Source organism: Vibrio hepatarius (genome assembly GCF_043642085.1).
Taxonomy (GTDB): domain Bacteria; phylum Pseudomonadota; class Gammaproteobacteria; order Enterobacterales; family Vibrionaceae; genus Vibrio; species Vibrio hepatarius_C.
Window position 1 is genome coordinate 23,767 of record NZ_JBHZSA010000002.1, and the last position, 21,415, is coordinate 45,181.

Here is a 21,415-nt window from a genome sequence, read left to right on the forward strand (position 1 = left end):
AACATAGGTCGAGTCGGTGAATATTATAGGATTAGACGAGTTAAAAAAATTCTTCGACTACGGCTCTAGTGTCCATTAAATATGATTCACGTTGTTTATATTCTCTTGTCATACATTCGCTAACGGTAATTTCGTGGGTAATAGAGCCTTCTTCAACAAAGTAAGCGTATACATCACAATTTAGAGCAGCACTCTTTTCCCATTGTTCTTGTGAGCGTTTTATTTGGCTTTGGTATTCTTTCACGTCGCTTAGATAATCGAGTAATTCCGAGTAAGTTTTGAGTACTTTAGATTTTGATACTGCCTCTTCCGATTTTTGGCACTCTAAGCGTTCACTTAACGTTTTAAGTTTAGAGCATGCATAAGCCGATACACTCAAAAGAGCACTAGCTAGAATGATCGTTACTGTGACTTTTATCTTCATTAGTTCCTCAAATAATTAGCCCGCTGTCTTCCCGGTTCATAAGAGCTAAGAACCGAGCTTTTTTCAATGTATTCAATAAGGATTTCCTTATCATTACTCATACCTTTAGTCATAGGTCGAGGGCCTTTAGTAAAGCCTTGATAAACAAAGTCAACGAGAACATCTCTTATTTTACTATCTAGACTCACCCATTCAACTCGGGTGTCTTTGTACTTACTCGTCCATTTCTCATAGTTTGTAGATGCCCGTTTTTCATACTGTGGGTAAACTAATTTAAAGAGGTTATATTGATCTTTTCTTGTGATATCGTTTATTCCCTTCCCATGTTGCTCTACAAAGAGCTTTGCTTCATTCCCTTTTAAACCAGCACTTTGTGATATGGCTGATGCTGTTTCAATTTCTACGCCGGAAGAAGTTAAATCAGAGTAAATCTCTTGCTCGCTTCTATTACCACAGTCATAGCCCCTACCAATTGTGACTCCAGACTTAGCGGTTCCTGGCCAATGTATGGTTCTTGAAAAATGTAGAGAACCTCTAATGTCATTCCCTTCCGCATCAAAAGTTAATTGGCCTTTGGGTACAATTAACCATTTTAGATCCATTTCATCATTATCATACTCCCAACCCTCAACCAGAGCTTCATCGAGCCCTAGAATTGTCCCTTGTCCAGTGATGCCATCAACAGTACCAACATCATAAGCAAGATGAGTTTTATTGGTTGGTGTATAGTTCTCTTGGAACAGCTTAATTTGACGTTCAGTGGTTGAACCATAGTCGCCATCTGCGCCAAACTTACCCAAATCAAAGCCTAGTTTTATCAGAGCTTGTTGGATGTATGCTACTTCTTGCCCATTTGCGCCTTTTTTATATGGAGGGGCATCACGGTTCGCGAGCTTATCTAGCGTTAATGATTGTTTTAATGTTGGGGACTTAAGCCGTAGAGCTTGGCTCTCTTCATTAGCAGCTTCAGCAGGTGATGGAGTTGTTTCGTTAGTGCTTGAATTACTCAACTGAGCACTTGTCGTTGCTGCTTGTGCCGTTTGGCTAAGTTCAGTCACAACGTTAGCATCGGCAGCTTGTTTGGTTGCGGTGGCCGTATTCTTTTCAAGTTCGTTGACGACGGTGTTGTTAGCATGCGTTTTCGGTAGTTCTGCTAGCTTTCCTGAGTACCCACTACCTGAGCCTGCACTACCACCTGAATTTAGGTTCACTCCAGCACCAACTAAATGCACGCCAGCAGGATCGACTTTAACAAAGCTACCTGCCGCTTTTAGGGTGATCTCGCTGCCTGCTTCAATGACGACTTTATTGCCAGCTTTTACATGAATTTCAGAGCCTGAATCGTTGACCCATACACTGCCGGTTTTCAGGTGCAGACTGCCTTCAACAATGAGTGTTTGATCTTTTGTAACTTTGCTTCTTTCATCCCCTTCGACCGTTTGGTGATGATTGCCTAGAACCTGCGTTCGTTGGGTGCCCTGAATGGTGAGGTGCTTATCGTGCTTGATATGCAAGGTACTGTCATTGTTAACTTCACTGTCCCAGTCTTTTTGGGCGTGAAGATAAATTTGCTCTTGTCCTGATTGGTCTTCAAAGCTCAGCTCATTGAACCCTTCACCTTGATGGGTTTCAGTGCGGATAACTGTTTTGCTTTTATGCTCAGGAAGAGGGTAAGGCAGCGTATTAGTGAAGTGATAAGTTCGACCGGTAATAATGGGTTGGTCAGGATCTCCATTGAGAAACTCGACAATTACTTCATGACCAATTCTTGGAATAGCGATTGCGCCATATTGGCTGCCTGCCCAAGTTTGTGAAACACGTACCCAACAAGAGCTGTGTTCATCTCCGTCCGAGTAGCGATCCCAAGGGAACTGCACTTTTACTCGCCCGTATTCATCACAATAAATTTCTTCATTCTCTGGGCCAACAACAGTGGCCATCATAGGTCCGTGAATCAGTGGTTTTAGCTCTGGATTAGGCTGCCAATTATATTGGCTTGGGATAACAGAAAATGTATTTGAGTAGGTGGTTGCTCCCGAGCCGGCCTCTTCTTCGAGTGCTTGTGGTTGTGAGCCTACGTGGTGGACAGAAACAATGACCCAGTTTTGATTTACAGCGTCGTCAAAGTGGTCTTGTAGTTCAAACTGATAACCTGCTTGAAGCATTGCCACATTACTCACGCCTTTTGCTAAATGAGCATCTCGGCGCAGGTATTCCAGCCGAGTCTGAGTAAATCTCTGCCCAGATTGATCGTCTTTAAAGCGCCCCGGAGCATCAAAATGTTCATAGATTGAGTCTTGTTGATGAGGATCAGAGGTGCTTGCATGTTGTTGGAAAGAGTAGCGAGGCTTTATAAAGCTTCGATCTTGTGTTTCAACATGACTAGATTGAACAGACGCTGATACATTAAAGTCAGAGACATAAGGCGTATCACTTGTGCCGCCACCAAGGGAGTTGAAAGATACTGGGATTGCTAGGTTAGGCAGAGTGGAACTGTCATCACTAAAGAGCAGAGTGTGCTGACCATTTTTAAATGCAAAACTGTAGTTTAGTCCTTCTTCAGCCGCTAAGCGCTGCAAAAAAGCAAGATCGGTTTCTCGGTATTGGACACAGAATTCTCGTTGGCTGTAGTCCTTTTTAAGTGAGAAAGCGAAGTCTTCGATTTTCATCTCTTGAAGTAGAATTGAGATAATTTCAGGAACCGTTTTTAACTGAAAGATGCGGCAGTTATGTCTAAGTGATAGTCGTTCTAATGCAGGAACCAAGGTAAGGCGATAAAAAGTGTGGTGATGACCGGTGTCGCCTTTACTAAAGCTTCTTGCAATACCATGAACTCGACGAGAAACTTCGCCGTTACGATACAAGGTTAACTGGACAGGTTTATCGACAACGTCCGGCGCCCATAAATCAGGGCGACGACTCGCTAACTCAATATCGTAATGGTATCCGTTGCAGATTTCGCCACTCTCGAAATGGTGGTGAGATAGTGTTTCTGTGCCTTGAAACTCTCTGACCACGAAGGTATCAGAATTCAGTCCGTCTACGGAGATTGTAAAGTTCAAAGTGGTCATTGGCGCGGTCCTACAAAATGACTAAAACCCTAATCAAGAGACAATGCGGATCACCTCTTGATTAGAGCAATAAATGGCCCACCATAGGGCAGGCCATTGATCTCGTAGCGATTAAGCTTCGATAGGTTTACGCCAGTCGTCAGAACCAGACGTACCCGCGTTAACGTGATCCCAAGTGATCTTACGGTAAGACATTGAAACAGTAAGGTTTTGAGTGAAATCAGACATTGATGGATCTTGACAGTGAGGCATTTCACAGTTGATATCAACGATTGAAGCGTTCTCTAGTTTTGTCGTAAAGAAGTTTTCTTGCTTACCTTCGATAGACGTGCGGTACCATTTAAGCTCAACAGTCTTCATCTTCTCACCAGATGAAAGTGCGTTGTAAAGTAGAGGTACCGCTTTGTTTAGTGAAACAGTGAATTGGAACGGCTTATGTACGCGTTGACCTGAAGGCTGACCAGATTGTGGGTCAGTCGGAACTGTCACCGTGTGGTCAAACTTTTGTACTAGCATTTCATCTTCATGGCCTTCAACAAATGAATCACCGATAGAATCAGCAGTACAAGCGCCTGCAGTAATTAGACCCTGAGTTTCACCATCAATAGAGATATAACATGGAGTTGGCATAGCATTCCTTCCTTCTTTAGTAAGTTCAAATAACAATTAAATGCGATTACTAAAGAGCAACTGCTATGCCTGATTTTAATTTGCTTAAAAATCAATGGCTTATGTTTTTATTGTTTAGTGGGCGAGCAAGTCTTTACCTAAGCTAAGCAATAATGTGAGGAACAGGGAGCAAGTATGTGCGAAATTATGCTGTTCGCTTAAATGGTTTGAGCATTTTGCTTCCGAACACGTTGATGAGAGCGCCTGTGACAATCAAACTTCCGCCTAGATAAGTCCAAAAGGACGGAATTTCATTGAATAGCCACACACCAAGTAGCGCTGAAAATACGATTTGAATGTAGGAATAAGCAGAGGCTTTGCCAGCCGCTTGTGTTTGCATCGCTTTGGTCAAACCATATTGGCCAATTTGAGTAAATACACCCACCAGAACAAGCATCAGCGTTAGGTATAGGCTTGGCCAGACAAACTCATCCCACATTAAAAATACCGATGTGGGTAGAGCGACTAAAGGGAAATAGAAGATGATCACTGAGCTGTCTTCGGTTTGGCTCAGCTTACGCACAATGACGTAAGCAATCGAACTCCCCATCGCACCAATCAGTGCTGTCATCACACTAAATAGCGGTAGATCATACGTGACGCTGCTGCTCATGCTCGGTTGTACCATCACCATTAACCCCGCCAAACAAAACGCGATACAAACCATAGTGGATGACTGAACGCGCTCTTTTAAAAACAGCACACCCAGTAGCGCGGTAAAGACAGGGTGTAAATATTGCAAAATGGTAGCTTCGGCTAGGGGAAGTGTCGTCACTGAATAATAGACACACATCAGGGCAAGCGTTCCCACAGTTCCTCGTACCAAGAGCAGTGGCTTGTTATTACCCCAAACGGAAATACGCTTACGTTTTACATCTAGGTAGCTGATGATCAGAGAAACAAGCGCACGAGCGGCGACAATCTCGAAGACAGGTATGCCGTAAGTGCTGACATATTTAACGCATGCCGACATCAGCGCGAAGCCAAGTGCAGAAAGGATCATGTAGCGTATGCCTATAGGCACTTGGTCGAAAGAAAAGCTAGATAACGGCATGGGTGGGCTTGTTTAAGGGAACGTAACGACAATCATGTCATTTGCGCTGCTAAGGTTCAATGGATCTTCTGTTATAGATATCATTCTCTCGCTACCTAAATGAGGTTATTTACTCCGGCGGATTAAGCAGATAAATTGAAATCAAAACCTCTATCTAAGGACAGGATAAATGAGCGCAGAGCTAAAGCAATATTGCCATATTCACCTACCAGGGAACCGTGATTATTCTCCTGCCGAACATTTTACTCAAATGGCAGCTTGGTGCGCCGAGCATAATGTTAGCCATGATGTTTATGGTGATGGAGAAACGATTCAAGCGTTTGAGAAAAAAGTTGCAGATCTGTTGGGCTATGAGGCTGGGTTGTTCGTTGTAACGGGTACAATGACTCAACCGACTGTGCTAGATATGGTTGCACGTAAAAAAAGAAACCCGATAGTGGCGATGCATTCCTCTAGCCATATTTGTTTGCATGAAAAGCAAAATTATCAGCTGCAAGATCGATTCAAAATCCTGCCTATTGGTAATCCGTTTCAACCATGGACGCTGAAAGAGCTGCAAGCATGGCATGATGAAATTTCGGCGGTTTTGTATGAGTTACCGATGCGTGAGATCGGTGGTCAACTCCCTAATTGGCAAGAGCTTGAAGAGATAAAGTATTACTGCGCAAGCAAGGGTATTCACCTTCATATGGACGGTGCTCGTTTGTGGGAATGTGCGGCTTACTATCAGAAGACATATCAGCAAATTGCTCACGGTTTTGATACTGCTTACGTCTCTTTATATAAAGGTGTCGGCGGGTTAGGTGGTTCGATGCTGCTGGGGTCAAAAGAATTCATTGAAGAAGCTTCAATTTGGATGAAGCGACAAGGTGGCAACCTTTATCAACGCACGCCTTATATTGTCTCCGCAGCGATGCAATTTGATGACAGGTTGGCAAATCTACCAAGTTTGTTTGAGCGAACTCAGCAAATTTATCGACTAATAGAAGCATTCCCGCCATTGGTGGTGAACCCAGCAGTGCCTCATGCCAATATGTTTCACCTGATTTTGCCTTGCAGCTATGACAAAGCGTTAGAAGTACAAAAAAGGATGGCGATGGAAAAGGGCATCTGGTTTGGTATTCCTCAAAGAATGGAGCACCCGAATCACTGCAAAGTGGAATGGTATGTGGGCGATAACTTACAAGCGATCAGTGACGATGTGCTACGTAATTTCTTTGCCGAACTACTTGAAATGACGGCGTCTTAACACCACATCAAGAGTAACCGCTTGCTCGATAATGAGCCCATTAATTTAAATTAGGTATTGTAATGAACCCAATTCTTGCGCTTTTGAAAGAGAACAACATCAGTGATGAGCAAATCAACGAGCTTTTTCAAACGTTAACTCAAAACCCATTAGCGGCGATGGCGACGATCGGCCAACTTGGTTTGCCTCAAGATAAACTGCAACTACTTATGGGGCAGGTGATGCAAAACCCTGCACTTATCAAAGATGCCGTTGAAGAGCTTGGGCTAGATTTTTCGAAAGTAGAAGAAGCCAAGCAGAAGCTACAAAACCAACAGCAGCAATAACTTAGAACAGTGAAAGCCAGTCAAATCCATTGACTGGCTTTTTTCTTTATACTGTTTCTCAATTTGAGAGCCTAGTGACCAAGATCGTTGTTCAGCTTGGTATACTCACCAAGAGGATCGACAAGAGAGTGTGATGATATGTCAAAAACAGCAAAGCTCCATAACGAAGATAAGTTAGTCAAAAAAGCATTAGAAATTGGCGGTAAGATGGCCAAAATGCAAGGGTTTGATTTGCCGGATTCTCCGCAGCCAGTCAGGGTTAAAGCCATCTATCTGTTCTTGGTCGATGCTAAGCAAATTGCTCCACTGCCAGAGAGCAAACTCGATGGTGCAAATATCAAACACAGATTGGCATTATGGATTCATAAAGCGTTACCAGATAATGATCCTTTAAAGTAGTCTGTTTACTTTTCTGGTTGTCTAGCTATCGGCTATACCGCTTCGATAAACTATCTAGCAGCACTCAAAACATAATCCAAAACTAAACTTTTGGATTATGTTCTATCCTTATTGATATAAGAATTATTAGTACAATTGTTGGCTTTGCTTGAACATGGCTTCATGTGTCGAGACATCTGCCAATGAAAGTTATTCTTGTCGCCTTTATCACCGTTTTAATCACCGCATGCAAATGGGAGTATCCGTGCGGTGATTTGTCTCCTGTGACGGTGGTGGTATCAAACTGTTCAGCTTCTAATACTGAATCTGAATCTGAATCTGAATCTGTCGTCGTAGCATCGCAAGCAAAGCTCAATGACATTCAACTTAACGGCTTAATGACGTTAGGTAGTACTGCTCAAGTCGTGATTAGTTGTGAGGATTGCCCTGGAACCATCTACTACCGGTGGCTTATCGACAATACGGTAGTCAGTACGTCTGACAGCCATGAGTTCACAGCTTCGGATCTCGGAAAAACCGTTCGTATTGAAGTGCAACTCACCGACTCGCAACAAGTGGTGAGCCAGTCTGAGCACGCGACATTTCAAAGTATTGTGGTAGAAGAAATCATTACCAATCCTTTTGCCTTTGCGGCCAGAAAAACGGATGGCTCGGTCGTTACTTGGGGCACTGCCCCTAATGGAGGAAACTCCAGTTCTGTGGCTGCCGATTTAGTCAATGTCACGACTATTGTTCCCGGAAATGGCACATTTGCTGCGATCAAACAGGATGGTAGTGTAGTCACTTGGGGAATCGCGTCATATGGTGGTGATTCAAGCGCCGTTGCAGGCCAACTAACGAATGTCACTCGTGTTGCGGCGGCGGATTTTGCTTACGCTGCATTAAGAAGTGATGGTTCGGTTGTCACTTGGGGGGATGCTACCCGAGGAGGAGACAGCTCTGCCGTTCAGGCTCAGTTGACTAACGTTGTTGATATCATTGGTAATGGTTTTGCCTTCACTGCGCTTAAAAGTGATGGCAGTGTGGTTACTTGGGGGGACCCTCTCAGAGGTGGTGATTTAGAAGGGTTAACACCAAGCAATATAACCAGCGTGGTCGGTAATAATACGTCATTTGTCGCGATAGATAATTTAGGGGCGACTTACTTCTGGGGTTTAGACGCATCTGGTGGAGTACCGGTTTCTGTAATGCCAAACTACGCGGCAAGTGATGTTCAATCGGCGATTGGGCATGACTTAGCTGTAGCATTGCTGAAAAGCGATGGTTCGGTCACAAGCCACGGTAACAATTCATTCGGCGGAGACATGGCAACCTTAGCCGCTAGAATTACTAACGCAGTTTCGCTATACAGTTCTTGGACTGGGTTTGCTGCTCTTATTAATGATGGCAGCATTGTTAGCTGGGGGAATATTGATGGTGTCAGCTATGGGGTCTCTGGCAACACGGCATTTTTAGAGCCTACAGTGACTAATGCCACCATGATTACCGCCTCAAGAGATGCCTTTGCGGCGGTCGAAGCTGCAGGCACTGTGGTTGCTTGGGGGGATGCTAATGACGGTGGGGATAACAGTGCGGTAGTCGCTGATTTGGTAAATGTGGACTTTGTTGTAGCGGCACGCGCGGCTTTTGCGGCCAAAAAGTCAGATGGCAGTGTGGTCGCTTGGGGGGACGCTACTCGCGGCGGAGATACGTCACTCAACCTATCGGGTGCATTAAGTAATGTTGAGACTATCGTAAGCTCTCTTTATTCTTTTGCAGCGATTACTGATGATAAACAAGTAGTGACATGGGGGCTGCTTAGCCATGCTGATATCAGCTTAGTATCTGCTGATCTTGAGCCGAGCGCAATCCAATTAGACAACTCCTATGCCCCTTAATAGCTCATTAACTTAACTGAAGCTGAATGTAAGTGAATAAAATGCTCAATCTTAAATCTCGCTGACCTCTAGGAGTTCACTGTTGAGGTATATCTATTCAATATTGGGCTAAACAAAGCTTACGAATTTGATCCAATAACTAAACTCGACAATCAGCAAGGCTAAATTAATGACTATTTACTGTGTGTTTCTACTGATATTTGTCGCTGCTGTGATGTGGCGAAATGATAACAAGCTAAACCGCGAGATATCGAGATTGAAGCAGGAAAATGAGTCATTGAAGGAAGAGCGTGATAGCCTAAAAATGTGAGTCTCTTTTGAGGTTTTAGAGCTTGCTTTCCTTTTGGGGATGACGGTGATGCTAGTAGGAGTTTTTATCTTCGGTATTATTGATTTACAAAACAGAATCAAAACTGCTAAAGATAACTCCCGAGAAGCGATACAATGCTCGCGTTGCAAGATCGCTACATGAAATACTCATTCACAGAAACCTCAAAGTAATCATACATGTCTAAAGATTTCGACTTCACCACAGAATACACACTCGACAAACCCTTTTTTGCTGAGTGCTATGATCAAACTAGCCAGCCCGCTAAGTTCCCTCAAGCGTATTTGAAAGGGATACTCTTTCTTATTTTTGGTGTGGTTTTATTGGAATTTGAACTGCTGCCTAATGGCTACGTCGGTTGGTTCTTTATTGTATTGAGTGTGATTGAAGCGTTCAGTGTTTATTGCAAGCGAACCTGGTGGCTATGGCGACAAACTATCAGCTCCAGCCGTGGCAGCAAAGTGGTGTTTCAAGTCAATGCCGACGGCGTAAGCTACAAAAGTGGCAAAATCGACCGCAAAATCGCTTGGAGTGAAATAGACCAACTGGAGCAAACCGATTTAGGTTTTATCCTTCATTTGGGTAAACAACGTCAATATGTGAGTAAATCTTGCTTAAATGAAGAAGTCATCGCGTTTATGGTAGAGCAACAAGCAGCTTTAAAAGCAAGTTAATACTGTTACTGGCAATAAGACTTTGCTGTTAGGCGAGTCACTAAGTTGTCATTAAACAAAGTGATCAAATTGAGTAATACCACTCTCTCTTTAGTGAGTGGTATTAAGGCGATACAGTGGGCATTTAAAATTGCTAATAGGAAGTTCGCTCTATGCGCAAAACAGACAAGAAGATTGAAAATCAAATTCGAGACGTTTTAACCGAAGTTTGTGAAGATACGTTAAAAGGCTACGATGGTTTTCTTTGGGTGACTCATACGGTCAAATACTCCTCTTTTCCACAAAGCTTAGAAATAGTCTGTGTATTCGAAACGAACCAAGATAGAGCAAGTTTTTTGGCGGGAGAAGGCCAGCAGCATGTCTCAGCAACTATCCAAAATGCGTTTAATAAAGTTGGGGTCCAACTAAAGAACGTAGGTAAGCAAATCAGTTACGATACACAGCAAAATCGCGAGCGCGGTCATCAAAGAAAGTGATTTGAGTTTGTTGTGGAAACCTGAGGCTTTGTTTTGCTAGTTTTGATATAAAGCCTGAAGGCTAATGTCTATCCTCTAAAGCAGGACGATTAACGCTTGCCAATCTAAGGCTTTGGTATACCTGAGCTGTTTTGGGTAAATCGCCTTTGCTCCGAGACGAGTTATTACTTGAACTGTTGTTTCCAATAATTTTCTAGTTTTGAGATACAAAAAGTAATGGATGGCAAGAGGCAAGGCCTGACCTCATCTCATTCTGAAAGCTTAGATATCGAAGTAGGTCAATAAAGAAAAAAGGCCCTTATTAGGCCTTTGTTCAATACCAGCAAGTAGTGACTGCTTGATTTTTCTAGTTCAACTTGATTATTGAACCGTGTCTTTAGCGTACTCATCTATTGAGCTATACAAAGAACCAAATCCCTTCGTCGAAAAATTAAATACCCAGTCAGGCGAATCTCTATGAGGGAGCACAAATGTCACTCGCTTGTTTCTGTAGTGATTAAACTCTTTCAACACATAATCATTACTTTTATCTGTAGTGGGGTAAATGTTCAGCCACTCGTTTTTGTAGCAGGTCATATCAAAAGCGACTTTTCTATCGTTTACGGTCATAGTGAGTGAGCCTCGATATGAATTGTCTTTGTCTTCACAAAAGTTTTTGTGAGACAGAACCATCTGAAATTCAACAGAAGGAGAATCACTTTTGAGGTCTGATGGCCTGATCATCGCTTGAAAGTCACTATCAGGGCTATTTACCCACCCTTTGTAGTAGTTATCAGCATCTCTCCACCAAGATTCATTAGCGGCAGTAGCTTGGGTTGTGCCTAGCAGAAGCACGCACACTATAAAGGCATTAATCTTTTTCATTATTAAATCCTTTTTAGTATGGGTATTGGTTGCCTTTACGGCGATTTTCTTGAGTTTGTAAAGCTTGTAGGTTTCTGGCAGCGTTGCTACCACCTTTTGATTTTGGACGCTTGTGATCAACTTCCCAGCCTTTGGCTCCTTGAGTTCCGTAGGCCGGTTTGTAAATTTCGTTGCCTTTTGCGTCACGGCGGAATAGGTTTGGATTCTTTCCGCGGATAGGGCACGCTGCATTCCAAGCTGCGTCTTTTTGCTTTTGAGTAGCCATGTTGGCCTCCAGATTATAAATAGTATTAGTAATAGCCCCTAGCCTTAGAGATAGAGGCTAAGGTCAATTACTTACCGCAATTATTGCAGTGAGGGATTACTAAGCAGCGTTTACCTTTTTTCGGGTAGATAACTTTGCCGTTTTTAGTCACATGACTGACAAAGCTTACCTCGCAAGGTTGCTTACACTTAGGGCAGTATCCGCTTTTCATAGCTCAACTCTCCGTAAGTTTGAGAGCTTCACCGCACTAACGTGTCTTGCGTTTCGACGCAAAAAGTCTATAATCTGGGTTGTCAAACAAAGATTCGACTCGGTTAACTCTCGGGTTAGAATTATCCCTAGCTTCTAGTTTGGTCGCTTGAGCTAAGGTGCCTAATTAGCCCTTTCCATGGTCAGTGGATGGGGCTTTTTACATATAGAAATCAAACGAAAGTTGGTCTGTTTGATATCCCATGTTTTTCAATATTACCTCGGCAAATGTATCAGCTTGCCATTCTGCATCTTCTTCTTTTATCGCGGGTTCATTTGAAAAGTGAAGTACTGGTCTGTGCCCCAAGAACAAATGTCCCATTTCATGTAACATCACTGCCAGAGCGTCACGTTCACCAATGCAGGCGTTATCATAGATAGATTGCGGAACGCATATGGTTGCTTTACTCGGGTCGCAGTGACCTTTAGTTATAAACAGCCATTCACTATCATCGATGACGTTTAAAATTACTCCTAACTCAAAGAGCGATTCGAACACTTGATCCAGTTTGTTCTTGTTTCGTTTGTTAAATCTAAACGCTTTCCCTACGTTATTGGCGACAGTACAGATATGACTATGAGAAACCGGCTGAACTCGGTTGCCTCTTAGTCGATATGCTTCGGGCATACACTACTCTCCATGATGCTTATTAATCTCTTCCAGAAATGTAGCGAATTTTTTTAGTTCATCCGGTGTGAACGGAGAGTTTGCAAATCCAGCAACAAGCATTTGTTGCTGTTGCGAAAGTCCGCTTAGTGAGACGCTTTCATTTGCTACATCTGCTAGTTGAGATAAATTGTTAATTGGTTGGCCTTTTGATTCAAAAAATGCCTCAATTTTATTTACCCAGTCTTTAGATATCTTTTTACTACCAGTTTCTAAGCCACTCAGAAAAGCTGCTGACGTGCCTAGCTCTTCAGACATGGTTTTAAGTGTATAACCTGTGTCTATGCGTGCTTTTCGGACTGTCTTGCCAAATTCTGTAAGTGCCATTTTGTTGCCTCCTGAGCCCTCGTTGAGTGTTTATGTGGGGCTACAATACAAATATAACTCTATCGGTTATTCAATTCAACCAAAAAGGTTAAATTCATTTTAGTTTTGGTTGAATTGGTTTGTCAATAGCTATTCTGGTAATTTATACAGGCTGTATTTGTTTACAGTTTTGCTTAATCAAAGACTCTGTTGGTAAGGGGCCGTTACAAGCATTGAACATTGGGATTGTGTGATAGTCCGATGCAGCTTCTGTCCAATAACTAGTCAAGCCTAACTAACCCAAAAACAAAAAGGCGAACCAACTGGTTCGCCTTTGTCTATTTAGTGCCTACAAAAATTAATCTTCGTAGTTGTCTATGCTTGGGCATGAACAGATTAGGTTACGGTCACCGTAAACGTTGTCTACGCGGTTTACTGTTGGCCAGTATTTCCAAGACTTCGTTGCTGGTGATGGGAAGCAACCTAGCTCACGTGAGTACGGACGATCCCACTCTGCCGCAGAAAGATCAACTTGAGTGTGCGGTGCGTTGACTAGAGGGTTGTTCTCTAGTGGCCATTCACCGTTCTTCACTTTAGTCATCTCTTCACGGATTGCGATCATCGCATCACAGAAGCGGTCTAGCTCTTCTAAATCTTCAGATTCCGTTGGCTCAACCATCAATGTACCCGCAACTGGGAACGACATAGTTGGTGCGTGGAAACCGTAGTCCATTAGACGCTTCGCGATATCTTCTTCGCTGATGCCTGTCTCTTCTTTTAGTGGACGAATATCGATAATACATTCGTGCGCGACGCGGCCGTTAGTACCACGGTAAAGAACAGGGTAGTGAGGGCGTAGACGCTCCATCACGTAGTTAGCGTTTAGAATTGCGACTTTCGTTGCGTCTGTTAGGCCAGCTTCGCCCATCATCGCGATGTAAGCCCACGAGATTGGCAGGATAGAGGCACTACCTAGGTCTGCTGCTGAGATAGCGTAATCGTCACCTTCTACACCGTTTTCAATGTGACCTGGTAGGAAAGGTGCTAGGTGAGATTTAACACCGATAGGACCCATACCCGGACCGCCACCACCGTGTGGAATACAGAACGTTTTGTGTAGGTTTAGGTGAGAAACGTCAGAGCCAATAAAGCCTGGAGACGTTAGGCCAACCTGTGCGTTCATGTTCGCGCCGTCTAGGTAAACCTGACCGCCTGCTGCGTGTACCATCTCACACACTTCTTTCACTTGCTCTTCATATACGCCGTGCGTAGAAGGGTAAGTGATCATGATGCTTGATAGGTTTTCAGCGTGCTTTTCAATTTTCGCTGCTAGGTCAGCCATGTCGATGTTGCCATCATCATCACACTTCACCACAACCACTTTCATTGAAACCATTGAAGCTGTTGCAGGGTTAGTACCGTGCGCTGAGCTTGGGATCAAACATACGTTACGGTGACCTTCGCCACGGCTATCGTGGTAGCGTTGAATTGCGATTAGACCTGCGTACTCACCCGACGCACCAGAGTTTGGCTGTAGTGAGAATGCGTCGTAGCCAGTGATTTCACATAGCTTCTCTTTTAGATCTTTCGCTAGTGCAGAGTAACCTGCTGCTTGATCCATTGGCGCGAATGGGTGAATTGAACCAAACTCAGGCCATGTCACAGGGATCATTTCAGCGGCAGCGTTTAGCTTCATCGTACAACTGCCCAGTGGAATCATACCGTGAGTCAGTGAGAAGTCTTTGTTCTCAAGCTGCTTGAGGTAACGCATCATCTGCGTTTCGCTGTGGTGCGTGTTGAATACTGGGTGAGTCAGGTACTCAGAAGTACGACGTAGTGCTTCTGGAATTGCCGCAAACTCGTTACCAGCGATTTCAGATGATAGTGCGTTTACTTCATCTTTAACGCCAAATACTGCGAATAGTGCTTCGATATCTGCTGTTGTTGTTGTTTCATCACAGCTGATACCTAGTTTGCCATCTAGCTTACGTAGGTTGAGGTCAGCAGCTTGCGCTTTTGCGTATAGTTCTTCAGTGTTACCAGCAGTGTTGATTGTGATGGTGTCGAAGAAGCTATTGTGAGCGAGTTCGAAGCCAGATTTAGTCAGACCAGCAGCAAGGATAGCTGTCATGTGGTGAGTACGACGAGCAATCGTGCGTAGACCTTCAGCGCCGTGGTAAACCGCGTAGAAAGACGCCATGTTTGCTAGTAGAGCCTGAGCCGTACAGATGTTTGAGGTCGCTTTCTCGCGGCGGATGTGCTGCTCACGAGTTTGCATTGCCATGCGAAGCGCTTGGTTACCGTTTGTATCGATAGATACACCGATAACGCGGCCTGGCATAGTACGCTTGTGCTTGTCACGCGTCGCCATAAATGCTGCGTGTGGACCACCGTAGCCCATAGGAACACCAAAACGTTGGGCAGAACCGATTACAACGTCTGCGCCCATTTCGCCTGCTGGCTTAAGTAGAGCCGACGCGAGTAGGTCTGTAGCAACTGTTACTAGTGTCTTGTTTGCTTGCGCTTTAGCGATGATGTCCGTTAGGTCACGTACTTCACCTGTTGTACCTGGGTACTGAACTAGCGCGCCGAATACGTCTTGTTCAGGTAGAGACTCTAAAGAACCAACTTGTACATCAAAGCCGATGTACTTTGCGCGAGTCTTAACCACTTCTAGTGTTTGTGGGTGAACATCGTCAGCAACAAAGAAGACTTTGCTCTTGCTCTTACCTGCACGCTTACACAGCGTCATTGCTTCACCGGCAGCGGTTGCTTCATCCAGTAGTGACGCGTTAGCAATATCCATTGCTGTCAGGTCCATCACCATTTGTTGATAGTTAAGCAGTGCTTCTAGGCGGCCTTGAGAGATTTCTGGCTGGTAAGGCGTGTACGCTGTGTACCAGCCTGGATTTTCAAGCACGTTACGTAGGATGACGTTTGGCGTGAAGGTATTGTAGTAACCTTGGCCGATGAACGTGCGTTTTACTTGGTTTTGGTCGGCGAACTCGCGCATTGCAACCAACATATCTGCTTCGCTTTTCGCTTCCGCAAGTGTCATTGGCTGTTCTAAGCGAATTTGCGCAGGAACGGTTTCGTCGATCAATGCGTCAAGGTTTGCAACGTTGATCGCGTCCAACATTTTCTGTTGGTCAGATTTATTTGGGCCGTTGTGGCGTGCAACGAACTCATTTTGTGTGCTGAGGCTTTGAAGTAATTCAGTCATTGTCCTTTACCTACTCCGGAGTTCGGGTAATGGGTACCATTACTGATACATTTAATTATATGCCCGAACTTAGAAAAAAAGCTGCCATCCAAGGCGGAGGCAGCTTCTTAATGTGTCCTAATTACTCGTCTTCGACTGAGTTTTCGTACTCTTCTGCATCTTTAAGATTATCTAGCTCTGACGCGTCAGACATTTTCACTTTCACGATCCAACCGCCTTCGTACGGTTCTTCGTTGATAAGCTCAGGGCTGTCTTCTAGCTCTTCATTGATTTCGACGATTTCACCAGTGATAGGCGCGTAGATATCAGACGCTGCTTTTACAGACTCAACAAGAGAGAAAGATTCACCTGCTTCGATTTCAGCTTCTACTTCTGGTAGGTCTACGAATACTACGTCACCTAGCAAACCTTGTGCGTGGTCAGAAATACCGATAGTTACTGTACCGTCACCGTTGTCACGTACCCACTCGTGGCTCTCTGCAAACTTCAGTGTCTTGTCCATTGCTTAATCTCCAAATATGAATTTGATAAAAATTGTTTATTGGTAAAGAGGGAAACGGCCACAAAGTGCTTTCACTTCTTTGCGTACACGTTGTTCCACTTCAGCGTTACCTTCTGGGTTTTCAACCAACCCGTCTAGTACATCGCCGATCCAATTACCGATGAGTTTGAATTCTTCTGCGCCAAAGCCGCGGCTTGTCCCCGCAGGGGTTCCCAAACGGATGCCCGATGTAATCATAGGCTTCTCTGAATCGAATGGGATGCCGTTTTTGTTACATGTGATACCGGCACGTTCTAGAGCTTCTTCTGCTTTGTTACCTTTCAAGCCTTTAGGGCGAAGGTCAACCAGCATTAGGTGCGTATCTGTACCGCCAGTCACAATGTCACAACCGCGAGTTTGCAATACTTCTGCTAGAACTTTTGCGTTATCGATCACTGAATCGATATAAGTTGAAAATTCTGGGCCTAAAGCTTCACCAAATGCTACCGCTTTCGCAGCGATGACGTGCATCAGTGGACCACCTTGTAGGCCAGGGAATACCGCTGAGTTAATCTTTTTGATGATGTCTTCGTGGTTGGTCAGGATCATACCGCCACGTGGGCCACGCAGTGTTTTGTGCGTTGTTGTTGTTACAACATGTGCATGTGGAAGCGGGCTAGGGTGTGCGCCCGTTGCGATAAGGCCAGCAATGTGCGCCATATCGACCATTAGGATTGCGTCGACTTCATCAGCAATTTCGCGGAACTTAGCAAAGTCGATAGTACGTGGAATAGCACTACCGCCGGCAATGATCATTTTAGGCTTATGCTCAAGTGCTAGATCACGAACGTCGTCGTAGTTGATTTCTAGTGTTTCACGATCAACACCGTACTGAACTGCGTTGAACCATTTACCAGAAAGAGCTGGGCGAGCACCGTGTGTTAGGTGACCACCTGCGTCAAGAGACATACCAAGAATCGTGTCACCAGGTTGAAGGAGTGCCAGCTTAACTGCACCGTTAGCTTGAGCGCCAGAATGGGGTTGAACGTTTGCGTATTCACACTTAAACAATTGTTTTGCGCGCTCGATAGCAATCGCCTCTACCGTGTCGACATGTTCACAACCACCGTAGTAACGGCGACCTGGATAGCCTTCTGCATATTTGTTGGTTAGGCAAGTGCCTTGTGCCTGCATTACCGCTTTAGAAACGATGTTCTCAGAAGCGATAAGCTCAATTTGTTCGTTTTGACGTGTATTTTCAGCTTGGATTCCAGCAAATACAGCGTCGTCTGTAGCAGCAAGGTTAGTAGAGAAAAAGTTCTCTAGGCTGTGGTTTTGAAACGGTTTGTTCATGGTAGATGACCTTCCATTCGTGCCGACGAGATTTTTTGTAGGGTAATTGTTCTCATCAGTTCTAATTTATTACTGCTCTTCTCTTAGTAAGAACAGGGCGAATTTCCAACCCCTAAATAGTGGGGAAAAACGAATTCAATTGTTAAATCTATCAATCGTTGAATTCGGAAATAACATCTCTACAACTAACAAGCTGGTAACATAGCGGTTGTCGAAGGAACAATCAACCAAAAATTTCCTATTGGAAACAAGGTTTCTATTTTTGTTAACAAGAGCACGGTTTATTTCTTGTTCGCACCTTTCCTCTATTAAACGCTTCGGGCACAATGAAAATGACACAGGAAGTAGTAAACGCATTAAGAGGGAAGCATGCCCGAAGATATCTATGATGAGTATCCATCACTGACGTTATCTAAAGAGTCAGTCGATGAAAATATTGAGCCACTTAAGCTAGGCGAACGGATTAAAACCATTCGTGGCAAGCTGGGGATCACACTTGAGGAAGCGAGTCAGCGTACCGGCTTAGCGCGTTCAACCCTGAGTAAAATAGAGAACGAACAGATCTCTCCAACCTTCCAAGCAATGCAAAAATTGGCAATGGGTCTTCAAATAGATATGCCGCAACTGTTTGAACCGCCAAGAAAAAAGGTAGCGACAGGGCGTCGTGATATCACTAAAGCCAATCAAGGTAAACCGCACCCAACGCCAACTTATGAACATGAGCTTTTAGCGACTCAGCTTTCCAATAAGAAAATGATGCCGTTCAAGAGTCAGGTTCATGCGCGCAACTTTGAAGAGTATGGAGATTGGGTGCGCCATGACGGTGAGGAGTTCTTATTGATCCTTTCTGGCTCGGTCATGTTCTATTCTGAGTTCTATGAACCGGTTGAATTGAGTGAAGGCGATAGCGTTTACTATGATGCCAATATGGGCCATATGCTTATCTCAACCAGTGAACAAGATGCTCATATTCTTTGGGTTACGGCCAAATAAAGTAATAATGATGTAAATTTCTTATAGTAAAGGCAAACGTTTGCTTTTGGTTTTTAGAAGAGTACAATAGCGCCATCTTGACGATTAACTGTTCAAGATGGCGCTTTTATTTTATCTGTTCGATGTGAATATGATGTTAAATGTCACATTTTGAACTGTTCCCACCTTGTTAATAGTGCAAAACCTCTCCACTCGTGTTTATTATTGGAAACAAGGTTTCCTGTATGGAAAACGAACCTGATTAAACGGAGACAATGATGACTCAAGAATTACTGAAAACGCCTTTACATGCTCTTCATGTAGAGGCAGGCGCAAAGATGGTTCCATTTGCAGGCTATGATATGCCTGTTCAATACAAGCTCGGCGTGAAGAAAGAGCACTTGCATACGCGTGATGCAGCAGGTCTTTTCGATGTATCTCACATGGGCCAACTTCGTCTACATGGTGAAGGGGCGGCTGCGTTTCTTGAATCATTAGTTCCTGTAGACATCATTGATCTACCAAAAGGCAACCAGCGTTATGCATTCTTCACTAATGAAGAGGGCGGCATCATGGATGATTTGATGGTGGCTAACTTAGATGATCACCTATTTGTTGTAGTTAATGCGGCATGTAAAGAGCAAGATATCAATCATCTTGAAGCGCATCTTCCATCAGGTGTTGAGCTAGAAATCATTGATGATCGTGCTCTATTAGCACTGCAAGGCCCTAAAGCGGTAGATGTACTTAAGCGCTTTAATGCTCAAGTAGCTGACATGGTCTTTATGGATGTGAAGAAGCTTAATATTCTCGGCGTTGAATGTATTGTTAGTCGCAGTGGTTACACGGGTGAAGACGGTTATGAAATCTCTGTGCCAAACACGCATGCTGAAGAGCTAGCGCAAAAGTTAACTGCAGAAGAGGAAGTTGAGTGGATTGGCTTAGGTGCACGTGACTCTTTGCGTCTTGAGTGTGGTCTTTGTCTATATGGTCACGATCTAGATACAACCACAACGCCAGTTGAAGCAAGCCTACTTTGGGGCATCCAAAAGATTCGTCGTATTGGTGGCGAACGTGAAGGTGGTTTCCCTGGTGCTGATATCATTCTTAAGCAAATCGAAACCAAAGATGTGACTCGTAAGCGTGTTGGTCTAGTCGGTCAAACGAAAGCACCAGTGCGTGAAGGTGCTGAACTGTTTGATGCAGATGACAACAAAATTGGTGTTGTAACCAGTGGTACTGCTGGACCAAACGCGGGTAAGCCTGTTTCAATGGCATATGTTCGCGCAGATCTTGCCGCTATTGGTACTGAAGTATTCGCCGACGTACGTGGTAAAAAGCTTGCAATGACGGTTGAAAAAATGCCATTTGTGCCGCAGAGATATTACCGCGGTTAATCAAATGTGACGAAGCATAGCTTTGTGTGCTAAAACCTCTCTTAGGAGAGGTTTTTTTGTATGAATTTCTCGTACAATAAAACGGATTTTTAAAAGGTAGTAATTATGAGAAGTATTTCTGTTTTAGCTTCTTCTTTATTATTAGCATTTAGTGCTAATAGTGCAGAAGTAAATCCATATATCGTTAACGGAACGGATATCAGTGCGTCGACACATCCTAGCTTTGTAAGCCTTTTTTATGACCGCATTGATTATGACGGGGTGTATGGTCAAGGACCGTATTGTGGTGGCACGCTGCTTTCCGCAAACTACATTTTGACCGCCGCCCACTGTATCTACGGTGATTCAAACTATCAATTGTTTACCTCTGTGGTGCCTCAACTACAAAACGAGAGCGACTTCCCGAATTCAGTGTTACAGCGTGTTATGGTTAGTGAGTATTACTATCCGAGTACTTACAACAACTCGACACTTTATGATGATATCGCGATTTTGAAATTGGCCAGCCCGATCACTGCAGTAAATACTTATGTTGATCTTGCTGACAATAGTGAGCGCTCTACATACCGCCAGACGTCTGAAGTCTTTTATGCGGTAGGGCATGGAAATACCCAAAGCAACGTTGATTCAACGGAAGAGTTACAGCGAACCCAGCTAAAATGGGTTGATAATACGACGTGTGATTCAATTTACACTACAGATACCAGTGAAAACCTGTGTATGGATGGTGCTGCGACAGTCACTTATGACAATGGTACATGCCAAGGTGATTCTGGTGGTCCACTTTACTGGAATGGCAAGCAGGTAGGGATTACAAGCTTTGGACCTGAAACATGTGGAGACCCTGCTGTGGCAGCGAATTCTGTGTTTACTGAAGTTGCTCTTACAAAGCATAGTGACTGGATCAACTCAGTCTTAAATGGTAATGAAACACCTAAAGTGACAGTATCTGACAGTCAGCGCAATGCAACCCTAAATCCTAGTACTGGTGGCGGTGGTGGCGGTGGTTCACTGGGCGTATTGGTTTTATCCGCTCTAGGCCTACTTGGCTGGAGACGTAGACTTAACTAGTCGCATCTTGAGTAACTAAA

General features: G+C 44.0%; 21 protein-coding genes. 10 read left to right on the forward strand and 11 right to left on the reverse strand.

Features of this window, described 5'->3' with window-relative positions; genetic code table 11:
- Nucleotides 1-40 precede the first annotated feature (40 nt).
- The 4 genes from ACHUFZ_RS03275 to ACHUFZ_RS03290 all read right to left on the reverse strand — a co-directional run bounded on the left by ACHUFZ_RS03275 (nt 41) and on the right by ACHUFZ_RS03290 (nt 5,218).
- Nucleotides 41-424: a lysozyme inhibitor LprI family protein gene (locus ACHUFZ_RS03275; RefSeq protein WP_394125868.1), complete on the reverse strand. Its 384-nt coding sequence runs from the start codon at nt 422-424 to the stop codon at nt 41-43.
- Nucleotides 424-3,495, reverse strand: coding sequence for a type VI secretion system tip protein TssI/VgrG (tssI, locus tag ACHUFZ_RS03280; protein ID WP_394125869.1), 3,072 nt, complete (start codon nt 3,493-3,495; stop codon nt 424-426). The genes ACHUFZ_RS03275 and tssI overlap by 1 nt, the downstream gene beginning before the upstream one ends.
- Nucleotides 3,496-3,606: 111 nt before the next feature.
- A complete protein-coding gene (locus tag ACHUFZ_RS03285) occupies nt 3,607-4,125 on the reverse strand; it encodes an Hcp family type VI secretion system effector (RefSeq protein ID WP_394125870.1) in 519 nt (172 codons plus the stop codon).
- Between the two features lie 184 nt (nt 4,126-4,309).
- Nucleotides 4,310-5,218, reverse strand: a complete 909-nt coding sequence (locus ACHUFZ_RS03290) for a DMT family transporter (RefSeq protein ID WP_394125871.1) — start codon at nt 5,216-5,218, stop codon at nt 4,310-4,312.
- A gap of 169 nt (nt 5,219-5,387) precedes the next feature.
- Here ACHUFZ_RS03290 and ACHUFZ_RS03295 point away from each other — a divergent pair, with 169 nt between their 5' ends.
- From ACHUFZ_RS03295 to ACHUFZ_RS03325, 7 genes are all read left to right on the forward strand, one after another.
- The gene (locus ACHUFZ_RS03295; protein ID WP_394125872.1) at nt 5,388-6,467 is read left to right on the forward strand and encodes a threonine aldolase family protein; all 1,080 of its coding nucleotides are present in this window, start codon (nt 5,388-5,390) and stop codon (nt 6,465-6,467) included.
- Between the two features lie 62 nt (nt 6,468-6,529).
- A complete protein-coding gene (locus ACHUFZ_RS03300) occupies nt 6,530-6,793 on the forward strand; it encodes a DUF2999 family protein (protein WP_394125873.1) in 264 nt (87 codons plus the stop codon).
- Between the two features lie 138 nt (nt 6,794-6,931).
- The gene (locus ACHUFZ_RS03305) at nt 6,932-7,192 is read left to right on the forward strand and encodes a DUF5062 family protein (protein ID WP_053440852.1); all 261 of its coding nucleotides are present in this window, start codon (nt 6,932-6,934) and stop codon (nt 7,190-7,192) included.
- A 182-nt stretch (nt 7,193-7,374) separates the two neighbouring features.
- Nucleotides 7,375-9,069, forward strand: a complete 1,695-nt coding sequence (locus ACHUFZ_RS03310; RefSeq protein ID WP_394125874.1) for an RCC1 domain-containing protein — start codon at nt 7,375-7,377, stop codon at nt 9,067-9,069.
- A gap of 169 nt (nt 9,070-9,238) precedes the next feature.
- Nucleotides 9,239-9,379: a hypothetical protein gene (locus ACHUFZ_RS03315; RefSeq protein ID WP_394125875.1), complete on the forward strand. Its 141-nt coding sequence runs from the start codon at nt 9,239-9,241 to the stop codon at nt 9,377-9,379.
- Between the two features lie 197 nt (nt 9,380-9,576).
- On the forward strand, nt 9,577-10,071 hold the full coding sequence (locus tag ACHUFZ_RS03320; protein ID WP_394125876.1) for a YcxB family protein: 495 nt from the start codon (nt 9,577-9,579) through the stop codon (nt 10,069-10,071).
- A 152-nt stretch (nt 10,072-10,223) separates the two neighbouring features.
- Nucleotides 10,224-10,547, forward strand: coding sequence for a Fis family transcriptional regulator (locus tag ACHUFZ_RS03325; protein WP_394125877.1), 324 nt, complete (start codon nt 10,224-10,226; stop codon nt 10,545-10,547).
- Nucleotides 10,548-10,907: 360 nt separating this feature from the next.
- On the opposite strand, the gene ACHUFZ_RS03330 is transcribed toward ACHUFZ_RS03325, so the two are convergent.
- From ACHUFZ_RS03330 to ACHUFZ_RS03360, 7 genes are all read right to left on the reverse strand, one after another.
- Complete coding sequence (locus ACHUFZ_RS03330) at nt 10,908-11,411, reverse strand: hypothetical protein (RefSeq protein WP_394125878.1); 504 nt, start codon at nt 11,409-11,411, stop codon at nt 10,908-10,910.
- 13 nt (nt 11,412-11,424) lie between these two features.
- Nucleotides 11,425-11,676: an HNH endonuclease signature motif containing protein gene (locus tag ACHUFZ_RS03335; protein WP_394125879.1), complete on the reverse strand. Its 252-nt coding sequence runs from the start codon at nt 11,674-11,676 to the stop codon at nt 11,425-11,427.
- A 409-nt stretch (nt 11,677-12,085) separates the two neighbouring features.
- Nucleotides 12,086-12,553 carry an ImmA/IrrE family metallo-endopeptidase gene (locus ACHUFZ_RS03340; protein WP_394125880.1) on the reverse strand — a complete coding sequence of 156 codons (468 nt, stop codon included), beginning with the start codon at nt 12,551-12,553 and terminating at the stop codon, nt 12,086-12,088.
- A 3-nt stretch (nt 12,554-12,556) separates the two neighbouring features.
- Nucleotides 12,557-12,919 carry a helix-turn-helix domain-containing protein gene (locus ACHUFZ_RS03345; RefSeq protein WP_394125881.1) on the reverse strand — a complete coding sequence of 121 codons (363 nt, stop codon included), beginning with the start codon at nt 12,917-12,919 and terminating at the stop codon, nt 12,557-12,559.
- Nucleotides 12,920-13,256: 337 nt separating this feature from the next.
- Nucleotides 13,257-16,121: an aminomethyl-transferring glycine dehydrogenase gene (gene gcvP / locus ACHUFZ_RS03350; RefSeq protein ID WP_394125882.1), complete on the reverse strand. Its 2,865-nt coding sequence runs from the start codon at nt 16,119-16,121 to the stop codon at nt 13,257-13,259.
- A gap of 121 nt (nt 16,122-16,242) precedes the next feature.
- Nucleotides 16,243-16,623, reverse strand: a complete 381-nt coding sequence (gcvH, locus tag ACHUFZ_RS03355; RefSeq protein ID WP_004411309.1) for a glycine cleavage system protein GcvH — start codon at nt 16,621-16,623, stop codon at nt 16,243-16,245.
- A gap of 36 nt (nt 16,624-16,659) precedes the next feature.
- Entirely contained in the window at nt 16,660-17,955 is a 1,296-nt protein-coding gene (locus tag ACHUFZ_RS03360; RefSeq protein ID WP_394125883.1) for a serine hydroxymethyltransferase, read from the reverse strand.
- Between the two features lie 369 nt (nt 17,956-18,324).
- Between ACHUFZ_RS03360 and ACHUFZ_RS03365 the strand changes: the two genes are divergently transcribed.
- The 3 genes from ACHUFZ_RS03365 to ACHUFZ_RS03375 all read left to right on the forward strand — a co-directional run bounded on the left by ACHUFZ_RS03365 (nt 18,325) and on the right by ACHUFZ_RS03375 (nt 21,395).
- Nucleotides 18,325-18,948: a helix-turn-helix domain-containing protein gene (locus ACHUFZ_RS03365; RefSeq protein WP_004411311.1), complete on the forward strand. Its 624-nt coding sequence runs from the start codon at nt 18,325-18,327 to the stop codon at nt 18,946-18,948.
- A 257-nt stretch (nt 18,949-19,205) separates the two neighbouring features.
- Entirely contained in the window at nt 19,206-20,324 is a 1,119-nt protein-coding gene (gcvT, locus tag ACHUFZ_RS03370) for a glycine cleavage system aminomethyltransferase GcvT (protein ID WP_394126363.1), read from the forward strand.
- A 105-nt stretch (nt 20,325-20,429) separates the two neighbouring features.
- Nucleotides 20,430-21,395: a S1 family peptidase gene (locus ACHUFZ_RS03375; protein WP_394125884.1), complete on the forward strand. Its 966-nt coding sequence runs from the start codon at nt 20,430-20,432 to the stop codon at nt 21,393-21,395.
- Nucleotides 21,396-21,415: the final 20 nt, after the last annotated feature.

Excerpts from the sequence above, each read along its gene's own strand:
- ACHUFZ_RS03360 (WP_394125883.1), bottom strand. The coding sequence starts at position 17,955 with ATGAACAAACCGTTTCAAAACCACAGCCTAGAGAACTTTTTCTCTACT.
- ACHUFZ_RS03275 (WP_394125868.1), bottom strand. The coding sequence starts at position 424 with ATGAAGATAAAAGTCACAGTAACGATCATTCTAGCTAGTGCTCTTTTG.
- gcvH (WP_004411309.1), bottom strand. The coding sequence starts at position 16,623 with ATGGACAAGACACTGAAGTTTGCAGAGAGCCACGAGTGGGTACGTGAC.
- ACHUFZ_RS03325 (WP_394125877.1), top strand. The coding sequence starts at position 10,224 with ATGCGCAAAACAGACAAGAAGATTGAAAATCAAATTCGAGACGTTTTA.
- ACHUFZ_RS03320 (WP_394125876.1), top strand. The coding sequence starts at position 9,577 with ATGTCTAAAGATTTCGACTTCACCACAGAATACACACTCGACAAACCC.
- tssI (WP_394125869.1), bottom strand. The coding sequence starts at position 3,495 with ATGACCACTTTGAACTTTACAATCTCCGTAGACGGACTGAATTCTGAT.
- gcvP (WP_394125882.1), bottom strand. The coding sequence starts at position 16,121 with ATGACTGAATTACTTCAAAGCCTCAGCACACAAAATGAGTTCGTTGCA.
- ACHUFZ_RS03300 (WP_394125873.1), top strand. The coding sequence starts at position 6,530 with ATGAACCCAATTCTTGCGCTTTTGAAAGAGAACAACATCAGTGATGAG.
- ACHUFZ_RS03315 (WP_394125875.1), top strand. The coding sequence starts at position 9,239 with ATGACTATTTACTGTGTGTTTCTACTGATATTTGTCGCTGCTGTGATG.
- gcvT (WP_394126363.1), top strand. The coding sequence starts at position 19,206 with ATGACTCAAGAATTACTGAAAACGCCTTTACATGCTCTTCATGTAGAG.
- ACHUFZ_RS03310 (WP_394125874.1), top strand. The coding sequence starts at position 7,375 with ATGAAAGTTATTCTTGTCGCCTTTATCACCGTTTTAATCACCGCATGC.
- ACHUFZ_RS03290 (WP_394125871.1), bottom strand. The coding sequence starts at position 5,218 with ATGCCGTTATCTAGCTTTTCTTTCGACCAAGTGCCTATAGGCATACGC.
- ACHUFZ_RS03295 (WP_394125872.1), top strand. The coding sequence starts at position 5,388 with ATGAGCGCAGAGCTAAAGCAATATTGCCATATTCACCTACCAGGGAAC.
- ACHUFZ_RS03285 (WP_394125870.1), bottom strand. The coding sequence starts at position 4,125 with ATGCCAACTCCATGTTATATCTCTATTGATGGTGAAACTCAGGGTCTA.
- ACHUFZ_RS03375 (WP_394125884.1), top strand. The coding sequence starts at position 20,430 with ATGAGAAGTATTTCTGTTTTAGCTTCTTCTTTATTATTAGCATTTAGT.
- ACHUFZ_RS03365 (WP_004411311.1), top strand. The coding sequence starts at position 18,325 with ATGCCCGAAGATATCTATGATGAGTATCCATCACTGACGTTATCTAAA.
- ACHUFZ_RS03330 (WP_394125878.1), bottom strand. The coding sequence starts at position 11,411 with ATGAAAAAGATTAATGCCTTTATAGTGTGCGTGCTTCTGCTAGGCACA.
- ACHUFZ_RS03340 (WP_394125880.1), bottom strand. The coding sequence starts at position 12,553 with ATGCCCGAAGCATATCGACTAAGAGGCAACCGAGTTCAGCCGGTTTCT.
- ACHUFZ_RS03305 (WP_053440852.1), top strand. The coding sequence starts at position 6,932 with ATGTCAAAAACAGCAAAGCTCCATAACGAAGATAAGTTAGTCAAAAAA.
- ACHUFZ_RS03345 (WP_394125881.1), bottom strand. The coding sequence starts at position 12,919 with ATGGCACTTACAGAATTTGGCAAGACAGTCCGAAAAGCACGCATAGAC.
- ACHUFZ_RS03335 (WP_394125879.1), bottom strand. The coding sequence starts at position 11,676 with ATGGCTACTCAAAAGCAAAAAGACGCAGCTTGGAATGCAGCGTGCCCT.